Annotated in this window: 20 protein-coding genes, 1 tRNA gene and 1 pseudogene; 12 read left to right on the top strand and 10 right to left on the bottom strand. The window is 58.1% G+C overall.

Annotated elements, in window-relative coordinates; translation table 11 throughout:
• Positions 1-185: 185 nt before the first annotated feature.
• From galM to modE, 6 genes are all read right to left on the bottom strand, one after another.
• On the bottom strand, positions 186-1,226 hold the full coding sequence (gene galM, locus CRO87_RS21735; RefSeq protein WP_097164984.1) for a galactose-1-epimerase: 1,041 nt from the start codon (positions 1,224-1,226) through the stop codon (positions 186-188).
• Entirely contained in the window at positions 1,220-2,368 is a 1,149-nt protein-coding gene (gene galK, locus CRO87_RS21730; RefSeq protein ID WP_097164983.1) for a galactokinase, read from the bottom strand. Before galK ends, galM begins: the two co-directional genes overlap by 7 nt.
• A 5-nt stretch (positions 2,369-2,373) precedes the next feature.
• Positions 2,374-3,420, bottom strand: coding sequence for a galactose-1-phosphate uridylyltransferase (gene galT / locus CRO87_RS21725; RefSeq protein ID WP_097164982.1), 1,047 nt, complete (start codon positions 3,418-3,420; stop codon positions 2,374-2,376).
• Positions 3,421-3,429: 9 nt separating this feature from the next.
• A complete protein-coding gene (gene galE / locus CRO87_RS21720) occupies positions 3,430-4,446 on the bottom strand; it encodes a UDP-glucose 4-epimerase GalE (RefSeq protein WP_097164981.1) in 1,017 nt (338 codons plus the stop codon).
• 204 nt (positions 4,447-4,650) lie between these two features.
• Entirely contained in the window at positions 4,651-6,120 is a 1,470-nt protein-coding gene (gene modF / locus CRO87_RS21715) for a molybdate ABC transporter ATP-binding protein ModF (protein ID WP_097164980.1), read from the bottom strand.
• A 66-nt stretch (positions 6,121-6,186) separates the two neighbouring features.
• Positions 6,187-6,975, bottom strand: a complete 789-nt coding sequence (gene modE / locus CRO87_RS21710; RefSeq protein WP_097164979.1) for a molybdenum-dependent transcriptional regulator — start codon at positions 6,973-6,975, stop codon at positions 6,187-6,189.
• Positions 6,976-7,102: 127 nt separating this feature from the next.
• Here modE and CRO87_RS21705 point away from each other — a divergent pair, with 127 nt between their 5' ends.
• From CRO87_RS21705 to modC, 4 genes are all read left to right on the top strand, one after another.
• Positions 7,103-7,255, top strand: coding sequence for an AcrZ family multidrug efflux pump-associated protein (locus tag CRO87_RS21705; RefSeq protein WP_097164978.1), 153 nt, complete (start codon positions 7,103-7,105; stop codon positions 7,253-7,255).
• A 166-nt stretch (positions 7,256-7,421) separates the two neighbouring features.
• On the top strand, positions 7,422-8,198 hold the full coding sequence (modA, locus tag CRO87_RS21700) for a molybdate ABC transporter substrate-binding protein (protein WP_097164977.1): 777 nt from the start codon (positions 7,422-7,424) through the stop codon (positions 8,196-8,198).
• Positions 8,198-8,887: a molybdate ABC transporter permease subunit gene (gene modB, locus CRO87_RS21695; RefSeq protein WP_097164976.1), complete on the top strand. Its 690-nt coding sequence runs from the start codon at positions 8,198-8,200 to the stop codon at positions 8,885-8,887. The genes modA and modB overlap by 1 nt, the downstream gene beginning before the upstream one ends.
• A 2-nt stretch (positions 8,888-8,889) precedes the next feature.
• Positions 8,890-9,948 (top strand): molybdenum ABC transporter ATP-binding protein ModC, encoded by a 1,059-nt coding sequence (gene modC / locus CRO87_RS21690; RefSeq protein ID WP_097164975.1) that lies wholly within the window; start codon positions 8,890-8,892, stop codon positions 9,946-9,948.
• On the opposite strand, the gene CRO87_RS21685 is transcribed toward modC, so the two are convergent.
• Entirely contained in the window at positions 9,949-10,767 is an 819-nt protein-coding gene (locus tag CRO87_RS21685) for a pyridoxal phosphatase (protein ID WP_097164991.1), read from the bottom strand. It abuts the gene before it with no gap.
• 129 nt (positions 10,768-10,896) lie between these two features.
• Here CRO87_RS21685 and pgl point away from each other — a divergent pair, with 129 nt between their 5' ends.
• Entirely contained in the window at positions 10,897-11,892 is a 996-nt protein-coding gene (gene pgl / locus CRO87_RS21680; RefSeq protein ID WP_097164974.1) for a 6-phosphogluconolactonase, read from the top strand.
• A 59-nt stretch (positions 11,893-11,951) separates the two neighbouring features.
• Here pgl and CRO87_RS21675 read toward each other — a convergent pair whose 3' ends face one another.
• Positions 11,952-13,235 carry a putative acyl-CoA thioester hydrolase gene (locus tag CRO87_RS21675; RefSeq protein WP_097164973.1) on the bottom strand — a complete coding sequence of 428 codons (1,284 nt, stop codon included), beginning with the start codon at positions 13,233-13,235 and terminating at the stop codon, positions 11,952-11,954.
• A gap of 134 nt (positions 13,236-13,369) precedes the next feature.
• Between CRO87_RS21675 and hutI the strand changes: the two are divergent.
• From hutI to CRO87_RS21640, 7 genes and pseudogenes are all read left to right on the top strand, one after another.
• Positions 13,370-14,669: pseudogene (hutI, locus tag CRO87_RS21670) on the top strand (imidazolonepropionase).
• Positions 14,666-15,625: a formimidoylglutamase gene (gene hutG, locus CRO87_RS21665; protein WP_097164971.1), complete on the top strand. Its 960-nt coding sequence runs from the start codon at positions 14,666-14,668 to the stop codon at positions 15,623-15,625. Before hutI ends, hutG begins: the two are co-directional and overlap by 4 nt.
• 27 nt (positions 15,626-15,652) lie before the next feature.
• Positions 15,653-16,375, top strand: a complete 723-nt coding sequence (locus tag CRO87_RS21660) for a histidine utilization repressor (protein ID WP_097164970.1) — start codon at positions 15,653-15,655, stop codon at positions 16,373-16,375.
• A gap of 152 nt (positions 16,376-16,527) precedes the next feature.
• Positions 16,528-18,213 (top strand): urocanate hydratase, encoded by a 1,686-nt coding sequence (gene hutU / locus CRO87_RS21655; RefSeq protein ID WP_097164969.1) that lies wholly within the window; start codon positions 16,528-16,530, stop codon positions 18,211-18,213.
• Positions 18,213-19,733: a histidine ammonia-lyase gene (gene hutH, locus CRO87_RS21650; protein WP_097164968.1), complete on the top strand. Its 1,521-nt coding sequence runs from the start codon at positions 18,213-18,215 to the stop codon at positions 19,731-19,733. Before hutU ends, hutH begins: the two co-directional genes overlap by 1 nt.
• A gap of 180 nt (positions 19,734-19,913) precedes the next feature.
• Complete coding sequence (locus CRO87_RS21645; RefSeq protein WP_097164967.1) at positions 19,914-21,023, top strand: AI-2E family transporter; 1,110 nt, start codon at positions 19,914-19,916, stop codon at positions 21,021-21,023.
• Between the two features lie 24 nt (positions 21,024-21,047).
• Positions 21,048-21,473 carry an ion channel gene (locus CRO87_RS21640; protein ID WP_097164966.1) on the top strand — a complete coding sequence of 142 codons (426 nt, stop codon included), beginning with the start codon at positions 21,048-21,050 and terminating at the stop codon, positions 21,471-21,473.
• A 118-nt stretch (positions 21,474-21,591) separates the two neighbouring features.
• Here the strand turns inward: CRO87_RS21640 and CRO87_RS21635 are convergent, their stop codons facing one another.
• Complete coding sequence (locus CRO87_RS21635; RefSeq protein WP_097164965.1) at positions 21,592-22,599, bottom strand: zinc-binding alcohol dehydrogenase family protein; 1,008 nt, start codon at positions 22,597-22,599, stop codon at positions 21,592-21,594.
• 380 nt (positions 22,600-22,979) lie between these two features.
• A tRNA-Asn gene (locus CRO87_RS21630) sits at positions 22,980-23,055 on the bottom strand.
• Positions 23,056-23,059 lie beyond the last annotated feature (4 nt).

The raw sequence follows: 23,059 nt of genomic DNA, 5'->3' as shown, positions 1-23,059 counted from the left end.
ATTGAATGATAACAATTCTCATTATATTGCCGCCTCGTTACGGCCGGCAACGCTTATCCATAACCATAGCGAAAATAGCGGGGCAGTGTAAGCAGCATGTGACGCGCTCGTTATTATTTATCGGTAAGTGCGGCTATTTTCGGCAAAATGCTGAAAAAAAGGCCCTCCTTGAAGAGGGCCAGAGATTACAACGAGGTGAACTGGTATTCGGTGACGCTGACGTACTCTTCGCCAGGTAACAGCACGCAGTCGGGCTGCGGCCATTCGGGATGGTTCGGGCTGTCGGGCAGAAACTCGCTTTCCAGCGCCAGGCCCTGCCAGTCGGCGTAGGGCTGTGTTTCACGAGAAGGCGTACCGCCCAAATAATTACCCGAATAGAATTGCAGTGCCGGGGCAGTGGTGCGTACTTTTAGCTGCAGCTTTTCATCGGCAGACCATAACGTTGCGGCGTCCTGGGTGAGATCGCCTTTCGCGGAGAGCAGAAACGCGTGGTCGTAGCCTTTCACTTTGCGCTGATCGTCATCGCTCAAAAATTCACTGGCGATAGCTTTCGGCTGGCGGAAATCAAAGCTGGTTTGTGCCACTTCTTTCAGCCCGGCGCGTGGGATCCCCGTGTCATCCACCGGAAGATAGGCCTCAGCGGCAATCTGCAGCTTATGCTGGCGAACATCGCTCAGACCGCCGTCGAGGTTGAAATAGACGTGATTAGTCATGTTCACCGGACAGGCTTTATCGACGGTCGCGCGGTATTCAATGGCGATGCGGTTGTCGTTGGTCAGGCGATAGTGGGCCGTGGCGCTGAGATTGCCAGGGAAGCCCTGATCGCCGTCGGCGGATTCCAGGGCGAACAGCACCGAATTGTCATTCTGATTTACGACCTGCCAGCGACGCTTATCGAAGCCGTCCGGGCCGCCGTGGAGCTGATTCGGGCCCTGGCTTGGTGTGAGTTCGAAAGTCACGCCATCGAGCGTAAAGCGGCTGTCAGCAATACGGTTGGCGTAACGACCGACGGACGCGCCGAGAAACGCGGCCTGATGCGGATACTGTTCCGGACTCGCACAGCCGAGCAGGGCTTCTCGCACGCTGCCATCTTTCATGGGAATGCGGGCTGACAGCAGCGTTGCGCCCCAGTCCATCAGCGTCACCACCATCCCTGCACTATTGCGCAGGGTCAGCAGACGGAACGGCAGGCCGTCCGGGGCGAGGGTTGGCGTTTCAGTCAGCACTGGCCCGCTCCTTGTGAGGCTTTGCACACGTAGAAGGTTTCTTTGATGCCGGTTTTTGCCTCATATTGCGAAGCAACGGCTTCTTTTACCGCAGGCACTAACGCTTCCGGCACCAGCGCGACGATGCAGCCGCCGAAGCCACCGCCGGTCATGCGCACGCCGCCTTTGTCGCCAATAGTGGCTTTAACGATTTCAACCAGCGTATCAATCTGCGGCACGGTGATTTCGAAATCATCGCGCATGGAAGCATGGGATTCGGCCATCAGTTCGCCCATGCGCTTCAGGTCACCCTTTTCCAGCGCAGATGCGGCTTCTACCGTGCGGGCATTTTCGGTGAGAACGTGACGGACACGTTTCGCCACGATCGGGTCCAGCTCATGCGCCACGGCGTTGAATTTTTCCAGCGACACATCGCGCAGGGCTGGCTGCTGGAAGAAACGCGCGCCGGTTTCACACTGCTCGCGGCGGGTGTTGTACTCGCTGCCGACCAGCGTGCGCTTGAAGTTGCTGTTGATAATGATGACCGCCGCGCCTTTCGGCATGGAAACGGCTTTGGTGCCCAGCGAGCGGCAGTCGAGCAGCAGGGCGTGATCTTTCTTGCCCAGCGCAGAAATCAGCTGATCCATAATGCCGCAGTTGCAGCCGACGAACTGGTTCTCTGCTTCCTGGCCGTTCAGCGCAATCTGTGCGCCGTCGAGCGGCAGATGGAAGAGCTGCTGGAACACGGTGCCGACCGCCACTTCCAGCGAAGCAGATGAGCTCAGGCCTGCGCCCTGCGGCACGTCACCGCTGATGACCATGTCCACGCCGTCAAAATTGCGGTTGCGTTTTTGCAGGTGCTTCACCACGCCGCGAACGTAGTTGGACCACTGCTGCGTGTCGTGGCTGACAATCGGCGCATCCAGCGAGAATTCATCGGTCTGGTTTTCATAATCGGCGGCAATCACGCGCACGGTTCTGTCCTTGCGCGGCGAGCAGCTGATCACCGTCTGGTAGTCAATGGCGCAGGGCAGCACAAAGCCGTCGTTATAGTCGGTGTGTTCGCCAATCAGGTTGACGCGGCCCGGGGCCTGAATAACGTGGGTGGCAGGGTAGCCAAATTTTTCAGCAAACAGGGACAGGGTTTTCTCTTTCAGACTCATTATTTTTAGACTCCTGATTCGCGATAGTGGACGTCACTGACGGCGCGCAGGCGCTCTGCGGCTTGCTCTGCCGTCAGGTCACGCTGGGTTTCGGCCAGCATTTCATACCCGACCATAAATTTGCGCACGGTGGCCGAACGCAGAAGAGGCGGATAGAAGTGGGCATGCAGCTGCCAGTGAGTATTCTCTTCGCCAGTAAACGGCGCGCCGTGCCAGCCCATCGAGTAGGGGAAGGAGCACTGGAACAGGTTGTCGTAACGGCTGGTCAGTTTTTTGAGCGCCAGCGCCAGATCGGTGCGCTGAGCGTCGGTTAAATCGGTGATGCGAAGAACGTGGGCTTTCGGCAGCAGCAGCGTTTCAAACGGCCATGCGGCCCAGTAAGGCACCACCGCCAGCCAGTGCTCAGTTTCCACCACGGTCCGGCTGCCGTCGGCCAGCTCGCGCTGAACGTAATCCACCAACATCGGTGAACCCTGCTCATCGAAATAGGCTTTCTGCAGGCGATCTTCGCGCTCAACTTCATTCGGCAGGAAGCTGTTTGCCCAGACCTGACCGTGCGGGTGCGGGTTAGAGCAGCCCATCGCCGCGCCTTTATTTTCGAAAACCTGAACCCACGGATAGAGTTTGCCTAACTCAGCGGTCTGCTGCTGCCAGGTTTGCACCACTTCTTCCAGCGCCTGCACGCTCAGTTCAGGCAGCGTTTTGCTGTGGTCCGGCGAGAAGCAGATCACCCGGCTGGTGCCGCGGGCGCTTTCACAACGCAGCAGTGGGTCTTCGCTCTGCGGTGCATCGGGCGTGTCGGTCATCAGCGCAGCAAAGTCGTTGGTGAAGACAAACGTCCCGGTGTACTGCGGGTTTTTATCGCCGGTGACGCGGGTATTCCCCGGACAGAGGAAGCAGTCCGGGTCGTGGACCGGCAGCGTCTGTTTGGCGGGCGTTTCCTGCGCCCCCTGCCAGGGGCGTTTGGCGCGATGCGGCGACACCAGAATCCACTGCCCGGTAAGCGGGTTGAAGCGGCGGTGCGGATGATCAACGGGGTTAAATTGGGTCATGACAAATCCTTAGTCGGGATAGCCCTGCGGATGGCGTGACTGCCAGTGCCAGGTGTCCTGCGCCATCTCATCCAGCGTGCGGGTGACGCGCCAGCCGAGTTCACGGTCGGCTTTGCTGGCGTCTGCCCAGTAGGCCGGGAGATCGCCGTCGCGGCGTGGCGCAAAGTGGTGATTCACTGGTTTGCCACAGGCTTTGCTGAAGGCGTTTACCACGTCCAGTACGCTGCTACCGACGCCCGCGCCGAGGTTATAAATGTGTACGCCAGGCTTCGCGGCCAGTTTTTCCATCGCGGTGACGTGACCGTCGGCCAGGTCCATCACGTGGATATAATCGCGCACGCCGGTGCCGTCCTGGGTTGGATAGTCGTTGCCAAAAATGGCCAGCGATTCGCGACGGCCGACGGCAACCTGCGCGATGTAAGGCATCAGGTTGTTCGGAATGCCCTGCGGATCTTCGCCCATGTCACCCGACGGATGTGCGCCAACCGGGTTGAAGTAGCGCAGCAGCGCGATGCTCCACTCCGGCTGCGCTTTTTGCAGGTCAGCCAGAATCTGTTCAACCATCAGTTTGCTTTTGCCGTACGGGCTCTGGGGAGTACCGGTCGGGAAGCTTTCGGCGTAAGGGATTTTTGGCTGGTCGCCGTAGACAGTGGCGGAGGAGCTGAAGATGAAGTTTTTTACGTTAGCGGCGCGCATGGCGGAAATCAGACGCAGAGTGCCGTTGACGTTGTTGTCGTAGTACTCGAGCGGTTTTGCGACGGATTCACCGACGGCCTTGAGGCCAGCGAAGTGGATCACGGTGTCAATGGCGTGATCGTGCAGGACTTCCGTCATCAGCGCTTCGTTACGGATATCGCCTTCAACGAAAACCGGCTGCCTGCCGCCGAGACGCTCAATCACCGGTAACACGCTGCGCTTACTGTTACAGAGGTTATCGAGGATGATGACTTCGTGGCCTTGCTTCAGTAATTGCACGCAGGTATGGCTGCCTATGTAACCGCTACCACCAGTAACCAGTACTCTCATTTTTCGCTCCGTTAAGCCTATGGTATGGAATAAGCCTAGCATAACAGAGATGAAAAAAGTGTGACATGCCCGAAATTAGTGGAATCGTTTACACGGTGAGATTCTGCCACGATATCAACGCGTTTTGCATTATAAATCAAAGCGAATCAGAAAGGGGGATGCTCTTTATCCGAAAAAGCAGGAGCACGGGCCCCTGCGAATGCATCAGCGTTTTCCGATTGCGTAACGATAACCTGTTTCGTCGGCAACGAATTCCAGACGGTGGGTGATGCACTCAGGCGCATCTTCGGCGTGATGTGAAACAAACAGCAGCTGCGTTTTGCCCTCACCGATCAGTACATCCACGAAGCGGCGTACCAGCTGGCGATTCAGCGGATCCAGACCCTGTAACGGCTCATCCAGAATCAGCAGCGTCGGGTGCTTTACCAGCGCGCGCACGATGAGCGCCAGGCGCTGCTGGCCCCACGATAAGCTGTGGAACGGCGCATCGGCAGTACGTTTGTCGATGCCGAGGATATCCAGCCAGCCCTGCACCAGCTTGTGCTGCTTGTCGGAAACGGCCTGATAAATACCAATCGAGTCAAAATAGCCGGAAAGGATCACGTTGCGTACGTTGGTGCTGACGCGGTAATCAAGATGCAGGCTGCTGCTGACGTAGCCGATATGCTGTTTGATATCCCAGATGGTTTCCCCGCTGCCGCGCCGACGGCCAAACAGGGTGAGATCGTTGCTGTAGCCCTGCGGATGATCGCCGGTCACCAGGCTCAGCAGCGTGGATTTTCCCGCACCGTTTGGCCCGATAATCTGCCAGTGCTCCCCCGGGTTCACCGTCCAGCTCAGGTCGTTGATGATCGGCCTGTCGTTATAGGCAACCATGCCGTGATTCAGCACGATTCGGGGCTGATCGTCAGGCAGAGAAAGCCGCGCGGAAGGGGCGTCGGGTTCGGGGAGCGTGATGCCAGAAAGTTTTTCGCTATGCGCCAGTTGGGCAATCAGCGTCTGATCGAGCAGGGCTTTTTTCGCCCCGGTTTCCAGCAGCGTACAGTCGGCCAGTACGCCCGCAAATTCCACAAACTCGGGGATTTCGTCAAAGCGGTTAAGCACCAGTACCAGCGTGATGCCGTCCTGATGCAGCGTGGCGAGCAGCTCCGCCAGCGCCTGGCGTGAGGCCACGTCCAGCCCGTCGAAAGGCTCATCCAGAATCAGCAGGTCCGGGTTGCTCATCAGCGCCTGGCAGAGCAGGGTTTTGCGCGTTTCGCCGGTGGAGAGATATTTAAAACGCCTCTCTAACAGAGGATGAATGCCAAACCGGCGGGCGAAGGCTTCGCAGCGCGCCTTGTCTTTCACCTCATCCTGAATGATTTCTGCCGTTGTGCGCCCGGTGTCGTCTTCATCCGCGCTCAGCATATCGGTGTTGTTGCGCTGCCATTCGTCGCTGACCAGTTTTTGCAGCTGCTCAAAGGAGAGACGGGTGATGCGCGAAAACTGATTTTCACGGGAGCCGGAAAGCAGCGTCAGTTCACCGGAGAGGGCGCGAGCCAGCGCGGACTTCCCGCTGCCGTTGCTGCCAACGAAGGCCCAGGACCCGCCTGATTGCAGCGTCAGGCTTTCGATGGAGAGCGTTTGAGTATCGCTAAGACGAAACGTGCCTTGCGAAATTTGCAATGATGACATGGTGTATCCCATTTTTTGCAGCGATTTTACTCAGGGATACGTCTTATGACCCGGATTGTCAAGCCATCAGCACAGCGTGGCGAGAATAACCCGATCCGCATTAAAGCAGGCTATCGCGCTGTCGCCCTCGTTTAATTCGCGGGTCTCGTCCGCGGGCATTGTCGCGCAAAGTACCTGGCCATCCGGCAGACTCATCAGCACTTCAGCCTGATGTTCGCCTTGCTGAATGTGGCTGATGACGCCGGAAAGCTGATTGTCTGCGGCGGCGGCAATTGCTTTGTCACGCGTAATGCTCACCCACGGCGCTTTCAGCAAAACCAGCACTTCTTTGTCTTCCTCAAGGCCAAGACGCTCGCCGCTTTGGGCGGTAATCGCCACCTTCAGGCGGGTTTCGCCGTCGGCAAGCAGCACGTCAACGTGCTCCTGAACCTGCTGATGGTCCCGACGGGTGATGGTGCCGAACCACTGATTACGGGCGCTGGTTTGCAGGGAGAAGCGGGAGATGGCCGCCAGCAGGCTGTTCAGCGGCAGGGCATCGTCGTCGCTCAGCACGTCGAAGGCTTTTTGCTGTATTTGCGCCAGCAGATCGTAAAGCTGAATCAGGCGCTGGCCGTAGCGGGTGAGTACCGCGCCGCCGCCGCCTTTGCCGCCTGTCGCCCTGTCCACCAGCGGCTGCTCGCTCAGCTGATTCATCTCATTGATGGCATCCCAGGCGCTTTTGTAGCTGATCCCGGCATTCTTCGCTCCCTGGCTGATGGAGCCGGTGACGTCGATCTGCTTGAGCAGCGCGATTCGGCGCGGGTCGGCAAAAAGTCGCTGCTGAAGTTTGAGGGTAAGAAGAATTTCGGCCTGCATATCAATGTCCTGCTTATGAGATAAGGTGTCCTGCTGAACTATTATTACACAGGCCACCGCACAAAAGGGGAGTGAATTTCCGCATTTAGCGGTTACAATGAGGGAATCACAATGTCAGGAGCTGACCATGTTAGAGTTATTGAAAAGTCTGGTATTTGCCGTGATCATGGTTCCCGTGGTGATGGCTATCATTCTCGGGCTGATTTACGGCCTGGGTGAAGTGTTCAACGTACTGTCGAACGTTGGCCACAAAGATAACGCCCGCCAGCAAAATCACTGATTTCGAGACGCCCGGTACCGCCGGGCGTTTTTACATCCCTCTCTTGTATTTAAGTTCCTCTTCTTCCTGCCGATAGTAGCTTTTGTATACCCCTATTTAGCACTGGGAAAAGCCCGGGCTTGCCGCTATATTGTTGCGTACATAACGACACTCACAGGAGTTACAGATGGAACGTACTTGGGTACGCCTTTTTGCGGGCGCCACATTATCCCTCGCTGTTGTTGGGCACGCTGCTGCGGCAGACGCAGATAAAATTACCGTTTTCGCCGCCGCTTCGCTGACTAACGCGATGCAGGACATCGCGAAAGAATACAAAAAAGAGAAAAACGTCGAGGTGGTCTCTTCTTTCGCCTCTTCCTCTACGCTTGCCCGCCAGATTGAGGCCGGTGCCCCGGCAGATCTTTTCATCTCTGCCGATCAGAAATGGATGGACTACGCGGTAGAGAAAAAAGCGATTGATACCGCCACCCGTGAAACGCTGCTCGGCAACAGCCTGGTTGTCGTCGCTCCAAAGGCGAGTGAGCAGGGCGATATCACCATTGACGCCAAAACCAACTGGACCAGCCTGCTGAAAGGCGGCCGTCTGGCGGTGGGCGATCCGGACCACGTCCCGGCAGGCATTTATGCCAAAGAAGCGCTGCAGAAGCTGGGCGCATGGGATACCCTGTCACCAAAACTTGCCCCGGCGGAAGACGTGCGTGGCGCGCTGGCGCTGGTGGAGCGTAACGAAGCACCTCTCGGTATCGTTTACGGCTCTGACGCCGTTGCCAGCAAAGGCGTAAAAGTGGTGGGCACCTTCCCGGAAGACTCCCACAAAAAAGTGGAATACCCGATTGCCATCACCGACGGTCATAAAAATGCCACCGTGACGGCATTCTACGATTACCTGAAAGGCCCGCAGGCCTCAGCCATCTTTAAACAGTACGGATTTACAACGCACTAATGATATTGACCGATCCCGAATGGCAGGCGGTACTGCTGAGCCTGAAAGTGTCCTCCCTGGCGGTGGTATTCAGTTTGCCCTTTGGGATCTTCTTTGCCTGGCTGCTGGTGCGGCGCAATTTCCCGGGCAAAGCGCTTCTCGATAGTCTGATTCATCTTCCTCTCGTTCTGCCGCCGGTCGTCGTCGGTTACTTATTGCTGATTGCTATGGGGCGGCGCGGGTTTATCGGTTCCTGGCTGTACGACTGGTTTGGCCTGACCTTTGCTTTCAGCTGGCGTGGTGCGGTCCTTGCCGCGGCGGTAATGTCTTTCCCGCTGATGGTGCGCGCCATCCGCCTGGCGCTGGAAGGCGTGGATATCAAACTCGAACAGGCGGCTCGCACTCTCGGGGCCGGACGCTGGCGGGTGTTTTTCACCATCACGCTGCCGCTCACGCTGCCGGGCATTATCGTCGGTACCGTGCTGGCGTTTGCCCGATCGCTTGGCGAATTTGGCGCGACTATTACTTTCGTCTCCAACATTCCGGGCGAGACACGCACTATTCCTTCGGCGATGTACACCCTGATTCAGACGCCCGGTGGTGAAGGGGCTGCCGCGCGGCTGTGCCTGATTTCCATCGTGCTGGCGCTGGTTTCGCTGCTGGTGTCCGAATGGCTGGCGCGTCTCAGCCGCGAAAGGACGGGGAAATAATCATGCTGGAACTCAATTTCACCCAGACGCTCGGCACCCATCGTCTGAGCATCAATGAATCCCTTCCGGCCTCCGGCATTACGGCGGTGTTTGGCGTGTCCGGCGCAGGAAAAACATCGCTGATTAACGCCATCAGCGGGCTGACCAAACCGCAGCAGGGCCGAATCGTTCTCAACGATCGCGTGCTGAACGACACCGAGAAGAACATCTGCCTTTCGCCAGAGAAACGGCGCGTGGGCTATGTGTTCCAGGACGCGCGCCTGTTCCCGCACTACAAAGTACGCGGCAACCTGCGCTACGGCATGGCGAAAAGCATGGCCGGGCAGTTTGATAAATTAGTCTCGCTGCTGGGCATCGAAGCGTTGCTCGACAGGCTGCCAGGCAGCCTTTCCGGTGGTGAAAAACAGCGCGTAGCAATTGGTCGTGCCTTGCTCACCGCACCTGAGCTACTGCTGCTCGATGAGCCGCTGGCCTCGCTGGATATCCCGCGCAAGCGTGAGCTGTTGCCGTACCTGCAACGGCTCGCCCGCGAAATCAATATCCCGATGCTCTACGTCAGCCATTCGCTGGACGAAATTCTGCACCTGGCCGACAAAGTGCTGGTGCTGGAAGAGGGCAGCGTGAAGGCGTTTGGCCCGCTGGAAGAGGTGTGGGGCAGCTCGGTGATGCACCCGTGGCTGCCGCAGGATCAGCAGAGCAGCATTCTGAAGGTGACGGTGCTGGAGCATCATCCGCACTACGCCATGACCGCGCTGGCGCTCGGCGATCAGCATCTCTGGGTCAGCAAACTCGAGCGTCCGGTGCAGTCGGTGGTGCGCATTCGCATTCAGGCCTCCGACGTGTCGCTGGTGCTTCAGCCACCGGTGCAGACCAGTATTCGCAACGTGCTGCGTGCCAAAGTCATTCAGTGCTTTGACAACGACGGGCAGGTGGAAGTGCAGCTTGAAGTCGGCGGGCGAACCCTGTGGGCGCGCATCAGCCCCTGGGCTCGAGATGACCTGGCGGTGAAGCCAGGCCAGTGGCTGTATGCGCAGATTAAAAGCGTGTCGATTACCGCCTGATTACAGCAGGTTTTTGTAGATAAAGTCGGCGATGCTCTTATCCGTGTTATCGCCGATCACCACGTTGGCGCGGGCCTTCACCGCGTCATCTGCATTACCCATCGCCACGCCGGTACCGGCGGCTTCAAGCATGCTGATATCGTTATAGTTATCGCCAAATGCCACCACGTCTTTCATCGACAGGCTCTGCGATTCAATCCAGCGCGCCAGGCGATTGCCTTTGCTGTTGCCTTTACGGGCCACGTCGACCTGGTAAATCCACGAGCGTTCGCAGGCTAAATCCAGCGTTTCCTCCACCTGCTTCACAAACGCGTTCAGGCGATCGCTGTTTTCATCGGTCAGCGCAAACTTCCAGATGATACCCGCCTGCTGAGCGGCATCGGCGAAGGAATCCACCTGAGTGAAGACCGGGCGCTGGGCCTCCGGGAGCGTCATTGCCCATTCTATGCCGCGGGTGATGTGGCCTGCGGGCTGTTCGTACATCATGGCATTTTCGACATACATCAGGCCGTGCACGTTATGCTCATTGAGCATGTCGATCATCTGCATCGTCTGGGAAAGGGTCAGCGGATCGGACTCCAGCACCTTTTTTGCCTGATAATCATACAAATAGGTGCCGTTGCAGCAAATTGCAGGTGTATCGAGCGCCAGTGCCTGATAAAAAGGATGGATGGCAACGTGATGTCGGCCGGTGACGATCAGAATCTGGTAGCCTGCCTCTTTGGCGCGCGCCAGTGCCTCAAGAGATTGCGGAAGAATGGTTTTCGCCGGGGTCAGCAGGGTGCCGTCTAAGTCGAGGGCTATCACGCGTGATGTCATGTCGCAGTCCAGGTTAATGTTGAAAAATGTGCAGCTCACGATGGTACACCGCCGCGCGCGCAGGGCAAATTTTTCAGCACTCACTATTCTGTTAATTTGCTTCCACGTGCAGTAAGGAAAGGAGTTTTCATGAAACAAACCGTATATACCGCCAGTCCGGAAAGTCAGCAGATCCACGTCTGGACCCTGAACCACGACGGCAAGCTGACGCTGGTGCAGGTGGTGGACGTGCCGGGCCAGGTGCAGCCGATGGTCATCAGCCCGGACAAGCGTTACCTGTACGTTGGCGTGCGCCCGGAGTTTCGCGTGCTGGCCTACCGCATCGCGCCGGACGATGGCGCCCTGACGTTTACCGCAGAATCCCCGCTGCCGGGCAGCCCGACCCATATTTCTACGGACCGCCAGGGCAACTATCTGTTCAGCGGTTCTTATAACCAGGCCTGCGTGAGCGTGACGCGTCTGGAAGATGGCCTGCCGGTTGGTGTGGTGGACGTGGTTGAAGGGCTGGAAGGCTGTCACTCCGCCAACATCTCCCCTGATAATCGCACCCTGTGGGTTCCGGCGCTTAAGCAGGATCGTATCTGCCTGTTTACCCTGAGCGACGACGGCAAGCTGGTGGCGCAGACCCCGGCAGAAGTGACCACCGTGGAAGGCGCAGGTCCGCGTCATATGGCGTTCCATCCGAATCAGCAGTACGCCTACTGCGTGAACGAGCTGAACAGCTCCGTGGACGTCTGGGAGCTAAAAGATCCGCACGGCGAAATCGAATGCGTGCAAACGCTGGACATGATGCCTCCGCATTTCGACGGCACCCGCTGGGCGGCTGACATTCACATCACCCCGGACGGACGTCACCTCTACACCTGCGACCGCACCTCCAGCACCCTGACGGTGTTCACGGTGTCGGAAGATGGCAGCGTGCTTGAAGTGCAGGGCTTCCAGGATACGGAAACCCAGCCGCGCGGCTTCAACGTCGATCACAGCGGAAAATACCTGCTGGCGGTCGGACAGAAATCTCATCACCTGGCGGTCTATGAGATTCAGGGTGAGCAGGGCCTGCTGCATGAGAAAGGGCGCTATGCCGTCGGCCAGGGCCCAATGTGGGTGGTGGTCAACGCGCACTAAGTTTCGGCCTGAAAAGAAAAAACCTCGCAGTGCGAGGTTTTTTTATGGCTGAAGTCTGATTACTTCTTCGGCTCTGCCACAACATAGCTTCCCACGCCGCGGTTGTTATATTCCCACATGCGGTTGAAGTTACTGTCGTTCAGGTTACGCTCAATTTCGCCTTTGTCGTTTTCAGCGCCGGTGTTGCCGCTGAAAGGACGTTTGGAGATGGCGGCATCGGCCCACGGTTTAGCGGTGTTGAAACCTTCGTTGATCGCGCTGTCGCGGATCACAACCTGACCGTTGGTGTTGCCGTCTACGTCCAGCGAGCGACCGAGCTGTGCCACGCCGTCACCGGCAGCGTTGAAGCGGCTGTTGGTGGCGAGGAAGCCGTAGAACAGGTTGGACTGCGTCGCCGGAGCGAACACGTAGCCTTCCTGCTGGGTGCGGGAGTTCACCACGCGGAAGTCGGTGTTATCAAACACCACTGCGCCGCGGCCGGACACGATATCCACATCGCCTTCGAGGTAGCTGTTGGTCACCAGGGTGCGGGTAATACGATCGTTTTGCAGTTTGTTCTGCACGCCGCTGTTGGTCACAAAGAAGGTGTTCTGACGGCCAAGAATGTTGACCTTATTCAGCTGCACCTGATCACCGTCGTTGCGGAAGGCAACGGCCTGGTGGTTACCGGCGTCAACGCTGTCACCGAGGTTGTTTTCGATGGTCAGGTTCTGCAGCTGCAGGCCGTTATTCTGCGACCAGAAGACCGCCGAGCACATCACGCCGACGGTGGCGGCACGCTTGCTCTGACAGGTGTCGAACATGTACCACGCCGGTTTGCCAGGCATATATTTGCCCGCCGGGTTCACCAGACGACGCCAGTCGTTCGGGGAGATTTCAGAGTCGATGGCCTGGCCGATTTTCACGTCTTCGGCTTTGTCGCCCAGACCGAAGATGGTCACGCTGCCCGGTGCGGCAGGCACATAAACGGTTCCCTGGTATTCGCCAGGCATCACCGCAATGTAAACGCGTGACGTGCTGCGACGGTTGATTGCCGCATCGACAGCTGCCTGAATCGTGGTGTGAGTCACACCTGCGGTGCCTGCCGGGCCAACCACGAAGTCAGCTTTGGCGGGCGTGGCAATAGCAGAAGGGGACCATGGAGCCGCATTCGGATCCATCGTGGTGAAATAACGCGCCTGCACGAAGTTCTTCGCTTCGCCTGCCGTCAGAATTGGACGGGAAGCGGTGCCGGGTGCGGCCTGGGTTGATGGCTGCTGATCGGGCGGCGTTGAGCTACAGGCGGTCAGCGTCACGCCAAAGGCGAGCGCCAGCGCCAGACGGGAAACCGATAATGTGTTCATGGTGCTCCAGACTGATGAAAGTGGGTAAGGTCCCTAAAACCTGACTTTTTATACTAAGTTGAGCGAAACGGGAAGCGATGAGTCAAAAAAAGTCCGTCGTGGTGAGCGTGGAATATCACAAAAAAGCAACATAATTGCCCTGGCGGTTGACATCATCCGCGTTGCCCTTAATAAATGTCTATACAATCCATGACAAGTGATTCGCTCATGTCTGAACACGCTGATACCGACGTCATCTGGCACAACGCCCGTCTTGCCACCTTCGATCCTCAACATGCCGAACCCTATGGCTTGCTGGAACAGCATGCACTCATCGTCCGGGAGGGTCGCATCGCCGAGATAGTGCCGGAATCCTCTCTCGCCACCCGCAAGGGGAGGCGTATTGATTTGGAGGGCAGGCTGGTCACGCCCGGGCTTATCGATTGTCACACTCACCTGGTGTTCGGCGGCAGCCGCGCCACGGAGTGGGAGCAGCGGCTGAACGGCGTGTCGTATCAGACCATCAGCGCCAACGGTGGCGGCATTAATTCCACGGTGCAGGCCACCCGCGCCGCCAGCGAAGCTGAACTTACCCGGCTGGCCCAGCAGCGTCTTGAAAGGCTGATGCGGGAAGGGGTGACGACGGTCGAAATCAAATCCGGATATGGACTTGACCTGAACAATGAGAGCAAAATGCTGCGCGTGGCGCAGCAGCTCGCCGCCAGCAACGCGATTGAGGTAAGCCCAACGCTCCTGGCCGCCCATGCCATCCCGGCGGAATATAAAGGGCGCGGTGATGACTACATCACCCTCGTCTGCGAAGAGATTCTGCCGACGCTCTGGCAGGAAGGGCTGTTTGAAACCGTCGATGCTTTCTGTGAAAACGTCGGCTTTTCGCCCGAGCAAACCGAGCGCGTGTTCTGCGCCGCGCAGGTGCTCAACATTCCGGTAAAAGGCCACGTGGAGCAGCTTTCATCACTCGGTGGCGCGCAGCTGGTCAGCCAATATAAAGGCCTTTCTGCCGATCACATTGAATATTTAGATGAAGAGGGCGTCAGCGCAATGGCTGAGGGCGGTACCGTCGCGGTCCTGCTGCCCGGCGCATTCTATTTCCTCAATGAAACGCAAAAACCGCCCGTTGAAGCGCTGCGCCGTCACGGCGTGCCGATGGCCGTGGCGACAGATTACAACCCCGGCACCAGTCCGTTTGCCAGTCTCCATCTGGCGATGAACATGGCCTGCGTGAAGTTCGGCCTGACGCCGGAAGAAGCCTGGACCGGCGTTACCCGCCACGCGGCGAAGGCGCTGGGGAGACAGAATTCCCACGGCCAGCTGGCCGCAGGATTTGTCGCCGATTTTGCCATCTGGGATGCCGAACATCCGGTGGAAATGGTTTATGAGCCCGGGCGTAACCCGCTCTGGCAGCGTGTATTTCGCGGCGAGGTGACAAAATGAAGCTCTGGCAACCGACATCCGCCGATCTCTGGCAAGGGCGCGACGACAGCGCGGAATCGCCGGAGGCAAAACGCCTTTTTCAGACGGTCGTGGTGACACGCGACTTTGCCCCTGAGCCGCATCATGGGAAAATAGCCCTGCTGGGCTTTGCCTGCGACGAAGGCGTCAAACGCAATAAAGGGCGACCCGGGGCAGAGCTTGGGCCAGAGGCGCTTCGCAAGGCGCTGGCAAATATGGCGAGCCATCACGGGCACGACAGGCTTGTCGATATGGGCAACGTTCACGCCGAGCCAGAAAAGCTGGAGGAAGCGCAGCAGGCATTGCACGATGCAGTGCTGGCCTGCCAGCGCGCACAAATGAAGACGCTGGTACTGGGCGGTGGGCATGAAACGGCGTTCGGTCATGGCTCGGGCGTGCTGGATGCGTTTCCCGGCGAGAACGTGGCCATCGTCAATCTCGATGCGCATCTGGATTTACGCCACGCAGCCGTTGCCAGCTCTGGCACGCCGTTCCGTCAGCTGGCGCTGCACTGCGAAAGCCAGAAGCGGGGCTTTAATTACACCTGCTACGGCGCAAGCCGCGCGGCGAATACTCAGGCACTGTGGCAGGAAGCGCACGAACGAAACGTCACGGTGCTGGAAGATTTAGCCCTGCTCGACCCGTCGTTCAGCGAAGTGCAGCAGGATTTAGCCCGAGTCATTGCCGAGCATGACCGTATTTATTTGACGATCGATTTAGACGTGCTCCCGGCCTGCGAGATGCCTGCGGTGTCTGCCCCGGCAGCGCTGGGCGTGCCGCTGGCAATTCTGTTGCGTATCGTGATGCCGCTGTGTCAGAGTGGCAAGCTGCAGGCGGTTGATTTGGTTGAATTCAACCCGCATTACGATCGCGACGGACAGGGCGCCCGCACGGCGGCGAGGCTCGCCTGGCAAATTGTTCATTGCTGGCAGGCGTGAAGCCCCCGCCATATGAAAGGAAGAAACATGTATTCACCGCAAAACGGCGCGCCTGCGCCGTTCTATGAGAAGATCAAACGCGTCATCAGCGACAATATTGCCGCCGGGATCTGGCGTCCGCACGACCGTATTCCGTCGGAAGCAGAGCTGGTGGCGCAGTTCGGCTTCAGCAGGATGACCATCAACCGCGCGCTGCGTGAGTTGACCGACGAAGGGCTGCTGGTGCGCTTGCAGGGCGTCGGTACCTTTGTCGCCGAGCCGAAAGGGCAGTCGGCGCTGTTTGAAGTGCACAGCATCGCCGATGAAATCGCCGCGAGACAGCATCAGCACCGCTGTGAGGTTTTGCTGCTGGAAGAAGTGAGCGCAGATAAACAGCAGGCCCAGGCGCTGGGCGTGGCGGAAGGCACCCGCATATTCCATTCGCTGATGGTCCATTTTGAAAACGACGTGCCGGTGCAAATTGAGGATCGCTGCGTCAATGCCACCGCCGTGCCGGAGTACCTGCAACAGGATTACACCGCCACCACCGCCCATGACTATTTATCGCTGATTGCGCCGCTCACCGAAGGCGAGCACATCGTGGAGGCAGTAAAAGCCAGCGCCGAAGAGTGTCGTCTGTTGAGCATTCACGAGCACGATCCTTGCCTGCTGATCCGCCGTCGCACCTGGTCGCGTTCAACCATCGTGTCCCACGCCCGCCTGATTTTCCCCGGCAGCCGTTATCGTTTACAGGGCCATTTTGGTTCCTGACCCTCCTGCGTCAGCATTCTCTGCTACAGATAAGTGTGATTGCTGACGCAAGATAACAAAAATGTATCTGACTTGTTAAATCCTGGCTTGCGAACGATTGTATAGACAAGTATATATTTCTTGTCTTCATCGTATCCGTCAGGAGTTTTCCGATGTCTCAGAATAAACACCGTCCTCAGGACGTTCGCGCCCCGCGCGGCACCACGCTCACCGCTAAAAGCTGGCTCACCGAAGCGCCGCTGCGCATGTTAATGAACAACCTCGACCCGGACGTGGCGGAAAATCCGCACGAGCTGGTGGTGTACGGCGGTATTGGTCGCGCCGCGCGAAACTGGGATTGCTACGATGCCATCGTGAAGGCCCTGACGAATCTGGAAACGGATGAAACCCTGCTGGTGCAGTCCGGCAAACCGGTGGGCGTGTTCAAAACTCACGCCAACGCCCCGCGCGTGCTGATTGCAAACTCCAACCTCGTGCCGCACTGGGCCACGTGGGAACACTTCAACGAACTCGATGCCAAAGGGCTGGCGATGTACGGCCAGATGACCGCAGGCAGCTGGATTTACATCGGCAGTCAGGGCATCGTGCAGGGCACTTACGAAACCTTCGTTGAGGCTGGTCGCCAGCACTATGACGGCAATTTGCAGGGGCGCTGGGTGCTCACTGCCGGACTCGGCGGCATGGGCGGCGCACAGCCGCTGGCCGCCACGCTGGCGGGCGCGAGTTCGCTGGTCATTGAGTGTCAGCAGAGCCGTATTGATTTCCGCCTGCGCACAAAGTACATCGACGAGCAGGCCGATTCCCTGGATGACGCGCTGGCCCGCATCAAAAAATACACCGCCGAAGGCCGTGCCGTTTCCGTGGCGCTGTGCGCGAACGCTGCTGACGTGCTGCCGGAGCTGGTGAAACGCGGCGTGCGCCCCGACATGGTGACCGACCAGACCAGCGCCCACGATCCGCTGCACGGCTATCTGCCGCAGGGCTGGGACTGGGAAACCTATCAGCAAAAAGCCGAAAGTGACCCGCAGGGCACCGTCAAAGCCGCGAAACAGTCGATGGCTGAGCACGTCCAGGCGATGCTGGCGTTTCACGCCCAGGGCATTCCGACCTTTGATTACGGCAACAACATCCGCCAGATGGCGAAAGAGATGGGTGTCGCCAGCGCCTTTGATTTCCCCGGTTTCGTTCCTGCCTATATTCGTCCGCTGTTCTGCCGCGGCATTGGCCCGTTCCGCTGGGTGGCGCTCTCCGGCGATCCGCAGGACATCTACAAAACTGACGCCAAAGTGAAAGAGATTATCCGCGACGACAAGCACCTGCACCGTTGGCTGGACATGGCACGCGAGCGGATCAGCTTCCAGGGCTTACCGGCGCGTATCTGCTGGGTGGGCCTCGAGTGGCGGCAAAAGCTTGGTCTCGCGTTCAACGAAATGGTGCGCTCGGGCGAAGTCTCTGCGCCGATTGTTATTGGCCGCGATCACCTGGATTCCGGCTCTGTCGCCAGCCCGAACCGCGAAACCGAAGCCATGCGCGACGGCTCCGATGCGGTATCCGACTGGCCGCTCCTTAATGCATTGCTGAACACCGCCAGCGGCGCGACCTGGGTGTCGCTGCACCACGGCGGCGGGGTGGGAATGGGCTTTTCACAGCACTCTGGAATGGTTATTGTCTGCGACGGCACCGATGAGGCCGCGGCGCGCATCGCTCGCGTGCTGCACAACGACCCGGCTACCGGCGTGATGCGCCATGCGGACGCGGGCTATGAAATCGCGGTAGAATGCGCCGCAGAGCAAGGACTGAATTTACCGATGATTGCTGCAACCCAGGGGCAGAAATAATGAGCACGCTTAACCTGATTCCGGGCCAGTTGACCCTGGCCCAGCTGCTGGACGTTTACCGCCAGCCGCAAACCCTGACTCTCGATGAACGCGCCGTTCCTGGCATCAACGCCAGCGTCGCCTGCGTCAACGCGATTATCGCCGAAGGGCGCACGGCCTACGGCATCAACACCGGTTTTGGTCTGCTGGCCTCCACCCGTATTTCTACCGAAGACCTGGAAAACCTCCAGCGCTCGCTGGTGCTTTCTCATGCCGCTGGCGTGGGCGAAGCGCTGGACGATGCGATGGTGCGCCTGATTATGGTGCTGAAGATCAACAGCCTGGCGCGCGGCTTCTCCGGCATTCGCCTGAGCGTGATCGAGGCGCTGATGGCGCTGGTCAACAATGAAGTTTATCCGTGCATTCCGGCGAAAGGCTCCGTTGGCGCATCCGGCGATCTGGCTCCTTTAGCACACATGTCGCTGACGCTGCTCGGGGAAGGTAAAGCACGCTGGCGCGGCGAATGGTTGCCCGCGAAAGAAGCGCTGAAAAAAGCCGGGCTGGAGCCGATGACGCTCGCGGCGAAAGAGGGGCTGGCACTGCTTAACGGCACCCAGGCCTCCACCGCGTTTGCCCTTCGCGGCCTCTTCGAAGCAGAAGAGTTGTTTACCTCAGCGGTGATTTGTGGCGCATTGACGACCGAAGCCGCCCTCGGCTCACGTCGTCCGTTTGATGCGCGCATTCATGAGGCACGAGGCCAGCGTGGGCAGATTGATGCCGCCGCGCTGTACCGCCATGTGCTTACCGATTCCAGCGCCGTGTCGCAGTCGCACGCGAAGTGCAGCAAGGTGCAGGACCCGTATTCCCTGCGCTGTCAGCCGCAGGTGATGGGGGCCTGCCTGACGCAGCTGCGCCAGGCCAAAGAGGTGCTGCTGACCGAAGCCAATGCGGTGTCCGACAACCCGCTGGTGTTCGCCGACGAAAACGAAGTGATTTCCGGCGGCAACTTCCACGCTGAACCGGTGGCGATGGCGGCGGATAATATTGCTTTAGCCATCGCTGAAATCGGTTCGCTGGCGGAGCGACGCATTGCTTTGCTGATGGACAGCCACATGTCGCAGCTGCCGCCGTTCCTTGTGAAAAACGGCGGCGTGAATTCCGGCTTTATGATTGCTCAGGTCACCGCGGCGGCGCTCGCAAGTGAAAACAAAGCGCTGGCGCATCCGCACAGCGTCGACAGTCTGCCGACCTCCGCCAACCAGGAGGATCATGTCTCTATGGCTCCGGCGGCCGGTCGCCGTCTGTGGGAAATGGCGGCCAATACCCGCGGCGTGATTGCCGTGGAGTGGCTGGCGGCAGCGCAGGGCATTGATATGCGCGAAGGGTTGACCAGCAGTCCGCTGCTGGAGCAGGCTCGCCATTTGCTGCGTGAAAAAGTGCCACACTACGTGCAGGATCGCTATTTCGCCCCTGATATCGAAGCGGCTATTGAAATGCTCGCGCAGGGCGAACTGCAAAAGCTGGTCTTCGCAGGGCTTTAATCCACTTCACATCACGCCTTTTCCAGTGTGAAAGGGCGTGATGATTCCATTTTCCATTGTTTCATTCGTCCATTTTTAAACGATTTATTGCCTCTTTTTTGCACTACGCTTCTCTATACTGAGCGCTTTTTTCGGGCCAACACTCAGGCCGTTAACCCTTCTTAAGCGGAAATACCTCGTATGGAAAATAGCGATCTACTCCTCGTTGAAAAGAGAATCGTGGCCAGATTTCTGGATATGTTCATCAAGTTCGGACTGATCCTGGCACTCGCATCCTTCTGCTTTACCGTTTTTCGTCCTTTCCTCAACGTGATGCTGTGGTCGATGATTCTGGCCGTCACGCTCTATCCGCTGCACCAGCGTATTGCTGTGCGTCTGGGCGGACGTCAGGGAAGGGCCTCTTTCATACTGGTCGCTTTGGGGCTGCTGTTCATTGTGGGCCCGACCGCGATGATGGTCACGTCGCTCGGTGAAAGCGTCAGCGCGATGATTGGCCATTTGGGCGAGGCGCACCTGTCGGTGCCTGCACCATCGCAAAGCATTGCCGCCATTCCTCTGGTTGGCGGCAAAGTGTATGCCGTGTGGCTGAAGGCGTCCGTGGATTTGCCTGGCCTTATCAGCACCTACCACAAACAGCTGGTGGACCTACTTAAAATGGTCTTCGGTATTCTGGCCAGTATGGGCGGTGGCCTGCTGGGCTTTGTGCTTTCGTTCATTATCGCGGGCGTGATGATGGCCAGCGGTGCGGCGGGCGCGGTAACGGCGCAGCGCATTTTTACCCGTGTGACGGATGAGTCGCGTGGCCCGGCGCTGACGCGTCTGTGCACCGGTACCATCCGCGCTGTTGCTCAGGGGGTGATTGGCGTGGCGCTCATTCAGGCGCTGTTGGTGGGCGTCATTATTGCCCTTGCGGGTATTCCGGCGGCAGGCATTTTCTTTGTGCTTGCGCTGATCCTTGGCATCGCTCAGGTTCCGGTCCTGCTGGTAACGGCCCCGGCCATTGCGCTGATGTGGTGGGGGGGCGATCACGGCACGGTGGTGAACGTCGTCTTTACCGTCCTGCTGGTGATTGCCGGCATGGTTGATAACGTGCTTAAACCTATGATGCTCGGCCGTGGTGTGGATGCTCCGATGCCTGTCGTTCTGCTTGGCGCGCTCGGCGGCATGGCGGCCAGCGGTATCCTGGGGATGTTTATTGGTGCGACGCTGCTCTCCATCGGCTATCTGCTGTTTATGGCCTGGGTGAACAACGGCCCGCTTTATGCCTCAGGGAATAACGATACTCCGTAAATCATGACGTTTCCCGGAGAGTGTATGTTAGAGCCTCTGCTCATGGGCATGCCCGTGATCCTGTGCAACATGCTGCTGCAGTCGCTGGTGTCGGTCGGGAGCCTTCGCGTCTATTTTCGTCGTTTCCACCATCGCGAAAGCCTGCTGGCTGGCGTAATGGCGCTGTTCGCGATGATAACCCTGGTGCTGGTCGGCAACCTGTTACAGATCCTGCTGTGGGGCCTGCTGTTTGAGGGGCTGGGGGAGTTTTCGACTCTGCGCGAAGCGGTGTACCACTCCGGGGTGAACTTCGCCACGCTGGGCTACGGCGATATTGTGATGAGCGAGAAGTGGAAGCTGCTTGGCCCGCTGGAGGCCATCAACGGGGCGCTGATGATTGGGCTTTCCGGCGCGACGATGCTGGCGGTATTGCAGCATCATATTCGTAAGCAGCTGAAGCTATTGCTTTAGTGTTTTATTGGCCCCGTTGAACACGGGGCCTTTTGTATGCGTCGGCCAAAAATGGGTGGGAAGTGCAGCACTTTTAAAGCCGCTTTACGCTCCTCGCTCTCAGACAGCCTCGCTTTTATCAGAATCCTTCCAGAACAATTTTTCCCACAGAGCGCCCAGTTTCAATCCAGGCATGCGCTTTCTGGAGGTTTTCTGCCGTTATGGCGCCGTAGTGTTCACCAAGCGTTGTTTTGAGGACACCCTCATCAATGAGTTGCGCCACGCGTGTCAGCAACTGATGCTGAGCAATCATGTCCGACGTTTCAAACATGGAACGGGTGAACATAAATTCCCAATGGAGAGAGAGGCTCTTGGCTTTCAAAGGACGGGCATCCAGAGTATCCGGATCGTCAATCAAGGCCAGTTTACCCTGCGGGGCAAGCGCCTGAATGATTTGGGCATAGTGGTGTTCGGTGTGATTAAGGCTGGCCACATGGGTGACATTCTTGATGCCAATCTCAGCCAATGCTTCCGCCAGGGGGCGGGTATGATCAATCGTGTGGTGCGCTCCGGCATCCATGACCCATTGCTGGCTCTCAGGCCGGGAAGCTGTACCAATGACGGTCATTTTGGTGAGTTTTCTGGCCAGTTGCGTCAGTATGGAACCCACGCCACCGGCTGCGCCAACAATCAGCAGCGTATCACCTTCATTACCATTCTCTTTGATACCCAGGCGGTCAAACAACAGTTCCCATGCCGTAATTGCCGTTAACGGCAATGCTGCCGCCGCCGCATGGCTAAGTGTCCTGGGCTTCAGGGCAACAATGCGCTCATCCACCAATTGAAACTCACTGTTGCTGCCGGGGCGTCCCAGGGCTCCTGCGTACCACACCTCATCCCCGGGTGAAAACAGCGAAACCTTCTCGCCAACAGCCTTTACCACACCCACGGCGTCCCAGCCCAGGACCCGTGGCGCATCAGCGTTAAATCCTGCCCGGACTTTGGTGTCTACCGGGTTAACGGAAACAGCTTTGACTTCAATCAGTAGATCGTGGCCCTGAGCCGCCGGGACTGGCAGGGTGACATCCTGTAAAAATTGAATGTTGCTGCCTTCGCTGGCCGCGCGGGTGATGACTATGGCTTTCATGGCTTCTCCATTAGTTTTGGATGACGTTCTCATGTTGATGAGGATAGCGCGCTCAAACTGTTGGAAAAACGGTGCACGGACGACAGGACTTGTCTTTAAAAAGCGAAAATCATTCCCGGCCACAATAATCGTGCCGCTGAAGGTCGCCCGCAGCGTTTCACGAAACTCATAAGGTACCTGCGGCGCACATTGATGAACGAGCGCTGTGAGGATGGCGCACTGCTACGTCAGTGGGAACGGGCTGGCTCAGGTATTGTCAGTAAATCCTGGTGGGATGTTCCGGGCGTTTTTTTGTCAGTGGCAGGAGAATGAATAACGCAGCCGCCGCTGATTTATTCACAAAAGCAAAAAGCCCGCTCGAAAGCAGGCTTTTTTGAATTTGGCTCCTCTGACTGGACTCGAACCAGTGACATACGGATTAACAGTCCGCCGTTCTACCGACTGAACTACAGAGGAATCG

The sequence above is a fragment of the Enterobacter sp. CC120223-11 genome (assembly GCF_900215375.1).
Classification (GTDB): domain Bacteria; phylum Pseudomonadota; class Gammaproteobacteria; order Enterobacterales; family Enterobacteriaceae; genus Scandinavium.
Note: the sequence above shows the minus strand (reverse complement) of the source record. Positions and strands in the feature narration are given on the sequence as shown.

What these genes read in the sequence shown, in the direction of transcription:
- galK (WP_097164983.1), bottom strand. Translation starts at nt 2,368, where the DNA reads ATGAGTCTGAAAGAGAAAACCCTGTCCCTGTTTGCTGAAAAATTTGGC.
- galT (WP_097164982.1), bottom strand. Translation starts at nt 3,420, where the DNA reads ATGACCCAATTTAACCCCGTTGATCATCCGCACCGCCGCTTCAACCCG.
- galE (WP_097164981.1), bottom strand. Translation starts at nt 4,446, where the DNA reads ATGAGAGTACTGGTTACTGGTGGTAGCGGTTACATAGGCAGCCATACC.
- modF (WP_097164980.1), bottom strand. Translation starts at nt 6,120, where the DNA reads ATGTCATCATTGCAAATTTCGCAAGGCACGTTTCGTCTTAGCGATACT.
- modE (WP_097164979.1), bottom strand. Translation starts at nt 6,975, where the DNA reads ATGCAGGCCGAAATTCTTCTTACCCTCAAACTTCAGCAGCGACTTTTT.
- CRO87_RS21705 (WP_097164978.1), top strand. Translation starts at nt 7,103, where the DNA reads ATGTTAGAGTTATTGAAAAGTCTGGTATTTGCCGTGATCATGGTTCCC.
- modA (WP_097164977.1), top strand. Translation starts at nt 7,422, where the DNA reads ATGGAACGTACTTGGGTACGCCTTTTTGCGGGCGCCACATTATCCCTC.
- modB (WP_097164976.1), top strand. Translation starts at nt 8,198, where the DNA reads ATGATATTGACCGATCCCGAATGGCAGGCGGTACTGCTGAGCCTGAAA.
- modC (WP_097164975.1), top strand. Translation starts at nt 8,890, where the DNA reads ATGCTGGAACTCAATTTCACCCAGACGCTCGGCACCCATCGTCTGAGC.
- CRO87_RS21685 (WP_097164991.1), bottom strand. Translation starts at nt 10,767, where the DNA reads ATGACATCACGCGTGATAGCCCTCGACTTAGACGGCACCCTGCTGACC.
- pgl (WP_097164974.1), top strand. Translation starts at nt 10,897, where the DNA reads ATGAAACAAACCGTATATACCGCCAGTCCGGAAAGTCAGCAGATCCAC.
- CRO87_RS21675 (WP_097164973.1), bottom strand. Translation starts at nt 13,235, where the DNA reads ATGAACACATTATCGGTTTCCCGTCTGGCGCTGGCGCTCGCCTTTGGC.
- hutG (WP_097164971.1), top strand. Translation starts at nt 14,666, where the DNA reads ATGAAGCTCTGGCAACCGACATCCGCCGATCTCTGGCAAGGGCGCGAC.
- CRO87_RS21660 (WP_097164970.1), top strand. Translation starts at nt 15,653, where the DNA reads ATGTATTCACCGCAAAACGGCGCGCCTGCGCCGTTCTATGAGAAGATC.
- hutU (WP_097164969.1), top strand. Translation starts at nt 16,528, where the DNA reads ATGTCTCAGAATAAACACCGTCCTCAGGACGTTCGCGCCCCGCGCGGC.
- hutH (WP_097164968.1), top strand. Translation starts at nt 18,213, where the DNA reads ATGAGCACGCTTAACCTGATTCCGGGCCAGTTGACCCTGGCCCAGCTG.
- CRO87_RS21645 (WP_097164967.1), top strand. Translation starts at nt 19,914, where the DNA reads ATGGAAAATAGCGATCTACTCCTCGTTGAAAAGAGAATCGTGGCCAGA.
- CRO87_RS21640 (WP_097164966.1), top strand. Translation starts at nt 21,048, where the DNA reads ATGTTAGAGCCTCTGCTCATGGGCATGCCCGTGATCCTGTGCAACATG.
- CRO87_RS21635 (WP_097164965.1), bottom strand. Translation starts at nt 22,599, where the DNA reads ATGAAAGCCATAGTCATCACCCGCGCGGCCAGCGAAGGCAGCAACATT.